This is a genomic window from Allobosea sp. TAB14, assembly GCF_052113865.1.
Lineage (GTDB): Bacteria > Pseudomonadota > Alphaproteobacteria > Rhizobiales > Beijerinckiaceae > Allobosea > Allobosea spartocytisi.
Map to the genome: position 1 here is coordinate 1 of NZ_JBFRDQ010000123.1, position 12,544 is coordinate 12,544.

Annotated in this window: 13 protein-coding genes; 6 read left to right on the top strand and 7 right to left on the bottom strand. The window is 66.2% G+C overall.

What is annotated here, in order from left to right; translation table 11 throughout:
- From AB4Y99_RS18355 to AB4Y99_RS18365, 3 genes are all read right to left on the bottom strand, one after another.
- Positions 1-526, bottom strand: a 526-nt coding sequence (locus AB4Y99_RS18355) for a UbiA family prenyltransferase (protein WP_441524322.1), incomplete at its 3' end; no start/stop codon positions are given.
- Positions 527-819: 293 nt separating this feature from the next.
- Positions 820-1,704, bottom strand: coding sequence for a tellurite resistance TerB family protein (locus AB4Y99_RS18360; protein WP_112763610.1), 885 nt, complete (start codon positions 1,702-1,704; stop codon positions 820-822).
- A 101-nt stretch (positions 1,705-1,805) separates the two neighbouring features.
- A complete protein-coding gene (locus AB4Y99_RS18365) occupies positions 1,806-2,276 on the bottom strand; it encodes an Lrp/AsnC family transcriptional regulator (RefSeq protein ID WP_191124664.1) in 471 nt (156 codons plus the stop codon).
- A gap of 124 nt (positions 2,277-2,400) precedes the next feature.
- Here AB4Y99_RS18365 and hppD point away from each other — a divergent pair, with 124 nt between their 5' ends.
- Positions 2,401-3,537, top strand: coding sequence for a 4-hydroxyphenylpyruvate dioxygenase (gene hppD, locus AB4Y99_RS18370; RefSeq protein WP_113253668.1), 1,137 nt, complete (start codon positions 2,401-2,403; stop codon positions 3,535-3,537).
- 18 nt (positions 3,538-3,555) lie between these two features.
- Here the strand turns inward: hppD and AB4Y99_RS18375 are convergent, their stop codons facing one another.
- The 3 genes from AB4Y99_RS18375 to AB4Y99_RS18385 form a co-directional block, all read right to left on the bottom strand.
- A complete protein-coding gene (locus tag AB4Y99_RS18375) occupies positions 3,556-4,362 on the bottom strand; it encodes an AprI/Inh family metalloprotease inhibitor (protein WP_441524323.1) in 807 nt (268 codons plus the stop codon).
- Positions 4,347-5,321, bottom strand: a complete 975-nt coding sequence (locus AB4Y99_RS18380; RefSeq protein WP_142022185.1) for a 2-hydroxyacid dehydrogenase — start codon at positions 5,319-5,321, stop codon at positions 4,347-4,349. The genes AB4Y99_RS18375 and AB4Y99_RS18380 overlap by 16 nt, the downstream gene beginning before the upstream one ends.
- Positions 5,322-5,447: 126 nt before the next feature.
- On the bottom strand, positions 5,448-6,215 hold the full coding sequence (locus AB4Y99_RS18385; protein ID WP_051988096.1) for a FadR/GntR family transcriptional regulator: 768 nt from the start codon (positions 6,213-6,215) through the stop codon (positions 5,448-5,450).
- A gap of 238 nt (positions 6,216-6,453) precedes the next feature.
- On the opposite strand from AB4Y99_RS18385, the gene AB4Y99_RS18390 reads away from it, so the two are divergent.
- The 5 genes from AB4Y99_RS18390 to AB4Y99_RS18410 all read left to right on the top strand — a co-directional run bounded on the left by AB4Y99_RS18390 (position 6,454) and on the right by AB4Y99_RS18410 (position 11,956).
- Positions 6,454-7,506 carry an ABC transporter ATP-binding protein gene (locus tag AB4Y99_RS18390; protein WP_112763607.1) on the top strand — a complete coding sequence of 351 codons (1,053 nt, stop codon included), beginning with the start codon at positions 6,454-6,456 and terminating at the stop codon, positions 7,504-7,506.
- 119 nt (positions 7,507-7,625) lie between these two features.
- Positions 7,626-8,930: an ABC transporter substrate-binding protein gene (locus AB4Y99_RS18395; RefSeq protein ID WP_038364377.1), complete on the top strand. Its 1,305-nt coding sequence runs from the start codon at positions 7,626-7,628 to the stop codon at positions 8,928-8,930.
- Between the two features lie 170 nt (positions 8,931-9,100).
- Positions 9,101-10,057 carry a carbohydrate ABC transporter permease gene (locus tag AB4Y99_RS18400; protein ID WP_441524324.1) on the top strand — a complete coding sequence of 319 codons (957 nt, stop codon included), beginning with the start codon at positions 9,101-9,103 and terminating at the stop codon, positions 10,055-10,057.
- Positions 10,050-10,952: a carbohydrate ABC transporter permease gene (locus AB4Y99_RS18405; RefSeq protein ID WP_441524325.1), complete on the top strand. Its 903-nt coding sequence runs from the start codon at positions 10,050-10,052 to the stop codon at positions 10,950-10,952. The genes AB4Y99_RS18400 and AB4Y99_RS18405 overlap by 8 nt, the downstream gene beginning before the upstream one ends.
- Positions 10,953-11,050: 98 nt before the next feature.
- The gene (locus AB4Y99_RS18410) at positions 11,051-11,956 is read left to right on the top strand and encodes an NAD(P)-dependent oxidoreductase (protein WP_441524326.1); all 906 of its coding nucleotides are present in this window, start codon (positions 11,051-11,053) and stop codon (positions 11,954-11,956) included.
- 4 nt (positions 11,957-11,960) lie between these two features.
- On the opposite strand, the gene AB4Y99_RS18415 is transcribed toward AB4Y99_RS18410, so the two are convergent.
- Positions 11,961-12,544, bottom strand: a 584-nt coding sequence (locus AB4Y99_RS18415; protein WP_441524327.1) for a substrate-binding domain-containing protein, incomplete at its 5' end; no start/stop codon positions are given.

Sequence of the window (12,544 nt, forward strand, 5' to 3'; positions counted from 1 at the left end):
GTGCGAGGCTGARGAASAGGAACATCGAGAAGGCSAGCAGCCAGGACGAGAYCGGGAYSGCCGCSGCSGCGTTGCCGGCCAGGATGCGCAGSGTGTGCAKMGCYGCSAGSCCGAGMACGTCGACCAGCAGCCTGCGCTTGAGAAAGAGGAGATAGGTCAGCGCCAGGAAGAGATAGGCCAGCAGCGCCAGCATGAAGCTCTGTGGCTGCGGCACGAGAAGGACGGTCGAGAACGCGGCGAGCAGGAGCACGGGCACCGCGGCGTAGGCCTGGGCGGCGGTGATCTCGCCGGCGGCGAGGGGGCGCTTGCGCTTGGTCGGATGCAGGCGATCCGCCTCGACATCCTTGATGTCGTTGAGGAGATAGATCGCGGAGGCGATCAGGCTGAAGGCGATGAAGGCGATGACACCGTGCCAGAGGGCCGCGGGGTCGAAGACATCGTGATTAAGCAGGATCGGGACAAAGACGAGCCCGTTCTTGAGCCAGTGATGGGGGCGCATGGCCCGGATCATGGCGGACGCAGACATGTTCGGGCTCCCAGCGCTCCTGCGACATGCGCTGCTTCCCGCCGTACGGGGTAGCAACGGCCGGTTGTACCGGCGCCGGGGTTTTGAGCTGAAAACTCCTAAGCTGACGTGCATGAGCCGCAAAAACGGGCAATGAATTCAACGCCATGCTTAACGGGCGGCTTCCATGATCGCGGAAACCGGCTCCGGAGGCCAAGACGACTCCGGGGCGTCGGGCACGGACGCTGCCGCCCATGCCCGTCATTCGTTACGCCGCGGGCGCGTGCAGCGCCGCCGAGCGAAGCGAGGTCGACTCAGACCTTCGCGGCGCTCGCGGCGGCGTCGATATTGGCGACGAGCTCGGCGTCGAGCCCGAGAGAGCCGGCCAAACCCGCCAGGAAGTCCTTCTCGGCGGGCGTATCCGGATTGATGGCGATGCGCGCGGCCGTATAGATCTGCGCCGCCATCTCGGGTGATGCGGCGGCATCGGCGAGCTGGTCGATCGAGGCGGGCTTGGCCATTTCCTTCGTCAGCCAGTCATGCGCTTCGGCATCGAGCCCGGCGTCCTTGAGGCCGCCGAGGATGGCGCCGCGCTCCTGCGCATCGATGTTGCCGTCGGCCGCCGCGGCCGCGATCATGGCGCGGATGAGGGTGAGAGCCGTCGCCTCCGTGGCGGCCTGCGGCTCAAAGCCGCTGCCGGCGGGCGCGGGCAGGATCTGCTGATGATTGCCGTCGAGGAGCGGCTTGCCGGCCTGGTAATTCTGGTAGGCCCTGTAGGCGAGCCCGCCGATAAGGGCCATGCCGCCGAGCTTGGCGGCCGACGCAGCAACCGAGCGACCGGCACCGGTGCCGAAGACGAGCGCGCCGAGGCCACCCAGAACGGCAGTCGCCAGGGCCGGATTGCTGGTGAGGACGCCCTTGGCCTGCGCGAGCAACTCGTCGGGCGTCCGTCCGCCGGTGGCGCGGCCGAGCGCATCCGAGGCGCCCTGCTGCACGCCCGTCTGGCGCGCGGCGTCGCCGAGCCCCTGCGTGGCCTGGGTGAGGATCTGGCCGGCGAGGCCGCCGAGCCCGCCCGAGCGCTGAACCTGCTCCGCCAGCCCACCGAGCACGCCGCTAAGACCGCCCTGCTGGCCTGTCTGCCCGGCAGCCTGGCTGCCGGCGTTGACCAGCGCATCGAGCAGCGATTTGGCGTTGAACATGTCGGTTCTCCCTGACGATTTCGGCTAGGCGCGGATGCGGCCGGTCGGATCAGCCATGCAAAGACGGCCTGACGAAGGCAGGAGTTTGCACAGCTTCGCGCTCAAGTCATCGGCAGCGGCAACAGACCCGGCTCCTTCAGCGTTTCGAGGGCGATCTCGGAGCGCACGCGGGCCACGCTCTCATGCGGCATCAGCACTTCGTTCACGAGCCGGGCGAGCTCCTTGAGATCGCCGACCGCAACCTTGAGCAGGTAGTCGGCCTCGCCCGTCAGCGCATGCGCTTCGAGGACCGCCGGGGTCAGACGCACGAGATCGCGGAAGCGACGGGCATTGTCGCGGGAATGGGTGTCGAGCGCGACATGGATGAAGACGATGACGCCGAGGCCGACCGCCGAGGGATCGAGCGCCGCGCGATAGCCCTGGATCACGCCCTCCTGTTCGAGACGCTGGCGGCGGCGCGAGACCTGGCTCGCGGACAGGCCGACCCGCTCGGCCAGGGCCGCGTTGGTCAGGGACGCATCCTGCTGCAAGGCATCGAGCAGGCGCCAGTCGAATGCGTCGAGAGCGGTCATTTCGTGCGGCCTTCTCGCTTTGAATGCGAGTATCGTGCGTCATTTTCGGATTTGCAATTGAGTTTGCACGCCACATGCCGCCGGGTCGCGCGATCATGGCGATCATCTCGAGGAGGAGATCGCTATGGGACCGTTTCCGCATGATGCCGCGCCGCCTGAAATCTCCGAGGCGAATCCGATGGGCACCGATGGCTTCGAGTTCGTCGAGTTCGCGCATCCGGAGCCGGAAAAGCTCGGCGCGCTGTTCGAGACGATGGGGTTCGTGCCGGTCGCGCGCCACCGTTCGAAGCGCGTCACGCTCTACCGACAGGGCGACGTGAATTTCGTCGTCAATGCCGAGCCGAATTCCTTCGCGCAGGATTTCGCCGCCGCGCATGGGCCTTGCGCCTGCGCGATGGCCTTCCGCGTCGTCGATGCGAAGCAGGCCTTCGATCGCGCCGTCTCGCTCGGCGCCGAGCCCTATGTGAGCAGGATCGGCCCCGGCGAGCTCGCCATTCCGGCGGTGAAAGGCATCGGCGGCTCGCTGCTCTATTTCGTCGACCGCTATGGCGAGAAGGGCTCGATCTGGGATGTCGATTTCGAATGGATCGGCGAGAAAAACCCGCATCCCGAGCCGGCGGGGCTGTATTATCTCGATCACCTGACCCACAACGTCCATCGCGGCCGCATGGACCATTGGGCCGGCTGGTACGGCAAGCTCTTCAATTTCCGCGAGATTCGCTTCTTCAACATCGAGGGCAAGCTGACCGGCCTGATCTCGCGGGCGCTGACCTCGCCCTGCGGCAAGATCCGCATCCCGATCAACGAATCCCTCGACGACAGGAGCCAGATCGAGGAATACCTGCGCCAGTACAAGGGCGAGGGCATCCAGCATGTCGCCATGGGCTCGCGTGACATCTATGCCAGCGTCGAGGCTCTGCGCGGCAACGGCCTGCCGTTCATGCCATCGCCGCCCGCGACCTATTACGAGAAGGTCGATGCCCGCGTGCCGAACCATGGCGAGCCGGTTGAGCGGCTCAAGGCCAACGGCATCTTGATCGATGGCGAGGGGGCAGTGGCGCTTGGCGAGAAGGCGGGCCGGATGAGCAAGGTCCTGCTGCAGATCTTCTCCGGCACGGTGCTCGGGCCGATCTTCTTCGAGTTCATCGAGCGCAAGGGCGATGACGGCTTCGGCGAGGGCAACTTCCGGGCCCTGTTCGAATCGATCGAGGAGGACCAGGTCCGGCGCGGTGTATTGAAGCCGGCTACCGCGGCCGAATGACGCCGTCGGCCGTCGCCGTCAGGGCGCGAGCTTGCGCATCAGCAAGGGCGCGCCGATGGCGGGGTCCTTGCGCCACTGGCCGTTCTCGAAGACGAGCTCGGTGCCGTGGCCGCGGCGGGCGACGAGCGACAGCCGCCCACCGGCATAGCGCCAGCCGACGGGGTCGAAGATGGTGAGGCCGACATCCTGGCAGGAGCCCTCGAAGGCGGTGCCGCCTTGCTGCCCGCCCGCGGCCGGGGCCGAGAGCACGAGGCGGCAGGCCTCGCGGTTCTGCTGGCGCATCAGGATGTAGCGGCCGGGGACCGTCTCGGGCGCGGGTGCCTTGGCCGGATCGACCGTCGTCTGCCGTTGCGCGGCTTCGGATGCAGCTGCGGCGGCGCCCTGCGGGGCACGGGCGGCGAGGCGCGGATGCCCCTTCCCGGAGAGGCGATAGCCCTTGCCGTCGCTGCCCTTGCCCTCCGTCCCGGTTTCGGCGGAGCCGCCCTRAAAGCTTACCACGGCCTTGCCGCCGGCGTCGAGCAGTTGCGGCTGGCCGCTCGCATTCAGCGTCCAGGCCGTCGCGCTGTCCAGGATGGGCAGGGCGCGGCGGCAGGTCGCGGGGAAGCGCAACTGGCGGCCGTTTGCGGTCGCTTCCGTGCCGAAGGTGAGGGTGCAGCGGCGCGGCGCGTCGGCGAGTTCGAGCTCCCAGGCGCCGAGCCAGCGCCGGATCGCGTCCGGAGCCTTGTCGGCGCCACGCGGAAGCGGCGCCGGCTGAGCGGCGGCCGGCAAGCTGCCGGCGCCGAGAAGGAGAAGCGGCAGCAGCCGGCGAATCAGGCCTTTTTCCATGGTGTCTCCGGCACGGGCGTCAGCGGACCCTTGCCATCGAACCATGAAACCATGTTGTCGACCAGAAGCTGGCCCATCGCCTCGCGGGTGTGGACGGAGGCCGAGCCGACATGGGGCAGCAGCACGGCATGCTCGATGGCGATCAGCTCTGCGGGCACACGCGGCTCGTCCTCGAAGACGTCGAGGCCGGCGGAGAGGATGGTCCTCTCCTTGAGCGCCTTGATCAGCGCCTGCTCGTCGACGACCGTGCCACGTCCGACATTGACCAGGATGCCATTGGGACCCAGTGCCTTCAGCACCTCGGCATTGATGATGTGATGGGTCGAGGCGCCGCCCGGCGCGACCGAGATCAGCGTGTCGACATCGGCGGCCATGTCGACCAACGAGGGATAGTAGGGATAGGACACGTCCGGCTGGCGCGAGCGGCCGTGATAGACGACCGGCAGGCCGAAGGCCTCGACGCGCTGCGCCACCGCCTTGCCGATGCGGCCGAGGCCGACGATGCCGACCTTGCGGCCGCGCAGCGAGGTGGTGAGCGGGTAATTGCCCTTGAGCCACTTGCCCTCGCGCAGGTAGCGATCGACCTGCGGGAGCTGGCGGACCGTGGCGATCAGCAGGCCTATGGCGAGGTCGGCAACCTCGTCGGTCAGCACGTCGGGCGTGTTGGTGACGACGAGGCCGCGCCGGCCGGCCTCGGCCGCGTCGACATGGTCGTAGCCGACGCCGAAGCTGGAGATGACCTCGAGCTTGGGCAGCGCGTCGAACAGCGCGCCGTCGACCCGGTTGTGGCCGCCGCCCGCGGCGACGCCGCGCACGCGATCCGCGACCTCGCGCAGCAGGCCGGCGCGGTCGGCCGCCTTCCACAATTCGTGGACGGTGAAGTGCTGCTTGAGCTGATCGGCGGCATGGGCGATCAGCGGGCCGGTCTGGATGATCTCGGTGCGGTCGGAAGCTGGCATCGTCGTCTGGTCCATCTCTGYGTTGATTCGTGTCTTGTGAATCGATTAAATTCGAATTTAGCCGCCGGGTACCCCTCGGAAGGCCTGTGATCGGGCTGCCAGCGTCACGCCGTATCGGCGGGGCTGTTATTTAGTATGCTTTATTCGGGTGATTTTGTCGGGTTCGGCCTGGCTGACATTCACCGATGCCAGCGTCGTGTTCAAGCTGTCGATGACCAGTCCCGCCATGCGCACGGCGGCGAGATCGCCATCGCGCTCGACGATCGCAGCGAGGATGTTTTCGTGATCTGGCAGGGAGGCGATGAAGGCCTCGTCGACGCCTTTCTTCAGCACGAGCGACCATTGCAGGGTGGCGATGACCGCGCTCGACAGGCATTGCAGCGGAGCGTTCTGCGAGGCCGCGAAGATGGCCTCGTGAAAGGCGAGATCGCCGCGCACGCAAGCATCCGAATAGGGCGGATTGTCGATCATGGCCCGCAACGCGGCCTCGATGCGGGCGATGTCGGCGGCGGTGCGGCGCTGGGCCGCCAGCCGCGCCACGCTGGGCTCGACGAATCGGCGTAACTCGAAGAGATCACGGATGAATTTCTCGTTCGGGTCGGCCTCGAAATGCCAGGCCAGGACATCGGTGTCGAGCAGGTTCCAGCGGTCGCGCGGCGCGGCGCGCGTGCCGCTTTTCGGACGTGCTTCGACGAGCCCCTTGGCGGTGAGCACCTTGACCGCTTCGCGATAGGCCGTGCGCGAAACCGAGATGTCGGCGCGCAGGTCGTCCTCGTTGGGCAGGAGCTCGCCCGCGCCGATGCGGCCGCTGATGATCGCGACCGCCAGCCTCTGGGCAACCTGGCCGAAAAGCCTGTCGGGATTGAGCGTCGTCGGCCGCGAGAAATCGCGCATCCGCATCGATCGACCCGTCCTCTCGCTCTGTGCCAATCGCGTTTCCCCTGAACCCGGTTCGACCTGTGTCGCGCTTGACAGCTTTCCGGCTATCGTATGACTTTATCGCAGACGCATGGGGACACAACCGCTCAGGAGAGGCGGGGCCATATGCATCAATCGGTCACAAGAAGCCGATAGGCGACAGCGATGCTCGCGCAGTTGCGAGGATCAAGGGAACGGAAGCAGGGAAGAAAACATGGCATCTGTCCAGATTGCCGACGTGCGCAAGGCCTATGGCTCGACGCAGGTCATCCACGGCGTGGACATCGATATCGATGATGGCGAGTTCGTTATTCTCGTCGGGCCGTCGGGCTGCGGGAAGTCGACGCTGCTGCGCATGATCGCGGGGCTGGAGAACATCTCCGGCGGCGAGATCCGCATCGGCCCCAAGGTGGTGAACGACGTTCCGCCGAAGGAGCGCGACATCGCCATGGTGTTCCAGAACTATGCGCTCTATCCGCATATGACGGTCGCCGACAACATGGCCTTCTCGATGAAGCTCCGGAAGGCGCCGAAGGCCGAGATCGAGGAGCGCGTCAACAAGGCCGCGCAGATCCTGGGCCTCGGCAATCTGCTCGAGCGCTATCCGCGCCAGCTCTCCGGCGGCCAGCGCCAGCGCGTCGCGATGGGGCGCGCGATCGTGCGCGACCCGCAGGTGTTCCTGTTCGACGAGCCGCTCTCCAACCTCGACGCCAAGCTGCGCGTGCAGATGCGCACCGAGATCAAGGAGCTGCACCAGCGCCTAAAGACGACGACCGTCTATGTCACGCACGACCAGATCGAGGCCATGACCATGGCTGACAAGATCGTCGTGATGCATGACGGCATCATCGAGCAGATGGGCGCGCCGCTCGACCTTTACGACAAGCCCGCCAATCTGTTCGTCGCGGCCTTCATCGGCTCGCCCTCGATGAACCTGCTCAAGGGCAAGATCCTGGCGTCGGGCTTCGAGACGGAGGGTGGGGTGGTCTGGCCGGTCGGACAGCATCCGGCCGATTCGAACGGCAAGGCCGCCGTGTTCGGCATCCGCCCGGAGCATATCCATCTCGATGCCAACGGGCTCGAGGCGGAGGTCGTGGTGATCGAGCCGATGGGCTCGGAGACCCAGGTGGTGGTCCGCTGCGGCGGGCAGAACCTGACCTGCGTGTTCCGCGAGCGCATCACGGCCAAGCCGGGCGAGACCATCCGCATCACGCCCGACACCAGCGTGACCCATCTCTTCGACGCGGCCACCGGCAAGCGTCTTTAGAGGCAATCGCGCGCGGGCCCGTCGCCCGGGCCGCGCGCGGGCGCAGTTTTACGGCGACAATCATGCATGACGAGGGTCCGATGCAGGCCCTCGCGGCTTTTCACGGAGGGAATATCATCATGAGCATTTCGAGACGTGACGTATTGATCGGCGGCGCCGGGCTTGCCGCGGGGGCGAGCCTGCCGCTGGCACCGGCGATCGCGCAGGCCAAGATCGAGCAAGGCGCGACGCTGCGCGTGCTGCGCCCCACCAAGTTCGTCGATCCCGACCAGGCGATCTTCAACGAGAATACCGAAGCCTTCACCAAGGCGACCGGCGTGCCGGTGCGCGTCGATTATGCCGGCTGGGAGGATCTGCGCCCGCAGACGGCGGTGACCGCCAATACCGGCGCCGGCCCCGATGTCGTGGTCGGCTGGGCCGACGATCCGCACATCTTCTCCGACAAGCTGATCGACCTGACCGATATCGCCGAGGATCTCGGCAAGAAATATGGTGGCTGGTACCCGATCGCCGAGAAATACGGCAAGAAGGACAAGACCAACCAGTGGGTTTCGATCCCGATGGGCGCGTCGGGCGCACCGGCGGTCTATCGTGAATCCTGGGTCAAGGAAGCGGGCTTCGATACCTTCCCGAAGGATCTCGACGGCTTCCTGAAGCTCTGCCGCAAGCTCAAGGAAAACGGCCACCCGGCCGGCTTCGCGCTCGGCAATGCGGTGGGCGACGGCAACGCCTACTGCAACTGGCTCGTCTGGACCCATGGCGGCTACATGGTCGACGAGAACAACAAGGTCGCGATCAACTCGAAGGAGACGATCGAGGCGCTGAAATACGCCAAGGCGCTCTACGAGACCTTCATCCCCGGCACGCTCTCCTGGCTCGACATCAGCAACAACAAGGCGCTGACGGCGGGCGAGATCGGCGTCACCCAGAACGGCGTCTCGCTCTATTTCTCGATCAAGAATTCGAAAGACGAGAAGACCGCCGCCATCGGCAAGGACCTGAACCACGCGACTATGCCGGTCGGTCCGCTCGGGCGGCCGTCGGAGCCGGCGCTGATCATCAACGCCATGGCGTTCAAGCACACCAAATTCCCGAACGCGGCCAAGGAATATCTCCGCTTCATGATGGAGAAGGAGCAGTACGACAAGTGGCTGACCGGCTGCTACGGCTACTGGACCCAGCCGCTGAAGGGCTATGCCGAGAGCAAGGTGTGGTCGAGCGACCCCAAGATCGTGGTCTATCGCGACACCTGGGAGCGGGCGCTGTGGAGCGGCTACAAGGGCTCGATCAACGAGGCCGCCGGCACGGTCAACGCCGAATACGTCGTCGTCCAGATGGTCGCCTCGGTCTGCGCCGGTCAGGCGACGCCTGAGGAGGCGGCGGCGGAAGCCGAGCGCCGCGCCAAGCGTTACTACCGGACCTGAGCCGGAATCCTCACGGCCGCCGGCTCGTCCGGCGGCCGATGCGAGATCGTCGCGCATCCGATCGGACGCGACAACGATGATCTCCTGATGTGTCGTCGCATCCGGTTGTTCCGAAAGATGGGTTCCCCTTTTCGGTCCGATGCCGTAGCCGACCCCAACGCGAGAGCGCCATGGCCGTAGCTGCCGCCGAATTGCGAACCGTCCACAGCCTGCAGCAAAACTGGCTGGTGCGTCTGTTCGACTACAAGCCTTTCCTGGTCTTCCTCTGCCTGCTGCCCGCGGCCGGGTTCCTGCTCGTCTTCCTGAGCTATCCGCTGGGCCTGGGCATCTGGCTCGCCTTCACCGATACGCGCATCGGCCGGGTCGGCCATTTCATCGGTTTCGAGAACTTCCAGTCGCTCTGGTACGACCGGGTCTTCATCACCTCGGTCTGGAACACGATGCTCTATACGGGCGTGGCGACCATCGGGAAATTCGCGCTCGGCCTGTGGCTGGCGCTGCTGCTCAACAACCACCTCCCGATGAAGTCGCTGCTCAGGGCGATCATCCTGATTCCCTGGATCGTGCCCACGGTGCTCTCGGCCATCGCCTTCTGGTGGATCTACGATCCGCAGTTCTCGATCATTTCCTATGTGCTGGTCGATGTGCTCGGCTGGCGCGACAGCTATATCGACTTCCTCGGCCAGCCCTGGCCGGCGCGTTTTTCGCTGATCGCGGCGAATATCTGGCGCGGCATCCCCTTCGTCGCGATCTCGCTGCTCGCCGGCCTGCAAACCATCTCGCCGTCGCTCTACGAGGCGGCGATGCTGGACGGCGCCAATGCCTGGCAACGGTTCCGGCACGTGACCTTCCCGATGCTGATGCCGATCCTGGCGATCGTGCTGACCTTCTCGGTGCTGTTCACCTTCACCGATTTCCAGCTCRTCTACGCCATCACACGCGGCGGGCCGGTGAACGCCACGCATCTGATGGCGACGCTCGCCTTCCAGCGCGGCATCCCGGGCGGCCAGCTTGGCGAGGGCGCGGCGATCGCGGTGGCGATGATCCCGTTCCTCGTGATGGCGACGCTGTTCAGCTATTTCGGCCTGTCCCGGCGCAAATGGCAGCAGGGGGAAGAGAATGACTGATCAAACCCTCAGTGCGCGTCCGCATCTCAAGGACAAGGAGCGCGAAGGCGTCATCGATTGGTCGTCCGGCCCGCGGCGCCTCCTCACGCTCTACCTGCCGCTGTCGCTCTTCCTCCTCGTGCTGCTCTTCCCGTTCTACTGGATGGCGATCACGGCGATCAAACCGAACGCCGAGCTGCTCGACTACAAGAACAACAACCCGTTCTGGGTGAAGTCGCCGACGCTTGAGAACATCAACAGGCTGCTGTTCCAGACCGATTATCCGCAATGGCTCTGGAMCACGATGATGGTCGCGGCGGTGGCGACGGCGCTCTCGCTGTTCTCCAGCGTGCTCGCCGCCTATGCGATCCAGCGGCTGAGGTTCAAGGGCTCGCAATATGTGGGCCTGGCGATCTATCTCGCCTATCTCGTGCCGCCCTCGATCCTGTTCATCCCGCTGGCGACGCTGATCTTCCAGTTCGGCCTGTTCGACTCGCCGCTGGCGCTGATCCTGACCTACCCGACCTTCCTGATCCCGTTCTGCACCTGGCTCCTGATCGGCTATTTCAAGTCGATCCCCTACGAGCTCGAGGAATGCGCGATGATCGACGGGGCGACGCGGCTGCAGACGTTGTGGCGCATCACCTTGCCGCTCGCCATGCCCGGCCTGATCTCGGCCGGCATCTTCGCCTTCACCCTGTCCTGGAACGAGTTCATCTATGCGCTCGCCTTCATCCAGTCGGCGGAGAAGAAGACGGTGCCGGTCGCGGTGCTGACCCAGCTCGTCGAGGGCGACGTCTATCACTGGGGCTCGCTGATGGCCGGTGCACTGCTGGGCTCGATTCCCGTGGCGATCCTCTACTCCTTCTTCGTCGACTACTACGTGGCGTCGATGACGGGTGCGGTGAAGGAATGAGGCCGATGCGCCGGCGCCGCTTGTCCGGCGCCGGGCATCCGCGCTCAACTCATGGTGCTGCATGCGTGGCATGCGAGCTCCGAGAAAGTACCTGACTTATGCCAGACACGCCGATTTCCAGCATCGCCTTCATCGGGCTTGGCGCGATGGGTGCGCCGATGGCCGAGAACCTGGTCAAGCGGCAGTTCCGGGTCACCGGCTTCGACATGCGGGAGGCGGCGCGCGACGCGCTGGCTGCAGCCGGCGGACAGGCTGCCCCAAATGCGGCCGAGGCGGCCAAGGGCGCCGGTGCACTGGTGCTGATGGTGGTCAATGCCGCACAGGCGCGCGCGGTGCTCTTCGAAGCCGGGGCGCTCGCAGCGCTGGCGCCGGATGCGACGGTCATCCTGATGGCGACCTGTCCGCCCGGCGAGGCCGAGGCGATCGCGGCGGAGGTCACGAAGGCCGGTCGRCATTTCATCGACGCGCCGGTCTCCGGCGGCGTCAAAGGCGCGCAGGGCGGGACGTTGACGATCATGGTCGGCGCGGCGCCGGAGAGTTTCGCACGGGCAAAGCCGGTGCTCGATGCGCTCGGCGACAAGGTCTTCCATGTCGGCGAGAAACCGGGACAGGGCGCGACGGTGAAGACAGTCAACCAGCTCCTCTGCGGCGTGCATATCGCGGTCGCGGCCGAGGCGCTGTCGCTGGCGGAGAAGGCCGGCATCGACGGACGCCTGCTCTTCGAGATCATGGGCGGCTCGGCGGCATCCTCCTGGATGCTCAGGGATCGCGGCCCGCGCATGCAGGAACCCGACCCGGTCGTCGCCAGCGCCGTCGACATCTTCGTCAAGGATCTCGGCATCGTGCTCGATGCCGGGCGCGCGGCGAAGGTCGCGCTGCCGCTGGCGGCATCGGCCCATCAGATGTTCCTCGCGGCCTCGGGGCTGGGCCATGGCGGGCGCGACGATTCGCAGGTCGTGCGGGCCTATCGCGCCCTCAACGCCAAGCCCGCGAACGATGCCTGAAGGCTCAGCGGGGCGGACAGGTCGTCCCGCGCAGGACGAGTTCGGGCGTCAGCAGCAGGCGCTGCTGCGGCGCGGCGGGCTCGGCGATGCGGCGCAGCAGGAATTCCGCCGATTTGGCGCCCATCTGGTTCTGGAAATTGTGGATCGTGGTGAGCGCCGGAAACCATTGCGCCGCCTCCTTCACGTCGTCGCAGCCGACGATGGAGAAGTCGACGCCGGCCTCGCGTCCGCGATGGCGCAAGCCGAGCATCGCGCCGAAGGCCGAGAGGTCGTTCATGCAGATGGCGGCGGTCGGCGGTGCGGGAGCGTCGAGCACCTGCTGGATGCCCTTGAGCCCGTTCTCGCGCGTGCCGTAGGCGAAATAGATCAGCGCGGGGTCGATCGACAGGCCATGAGCCGTCAGGCCCTCGCGATAGGCGTGATAGCGGTTGCGCCCGGTCGAGATACTCTCATTGGCGCAAAGGAAGGCGATCCGGCGGTGGCCGAGCCCGATCAGATGCTCCATCGCCTGGAGGATGCCATGGCGGTCGTCCGCGCCGACGAAATCGAGGCCGAGCCCCGGCACTTCGCGCGAGAGCTGCACGATGG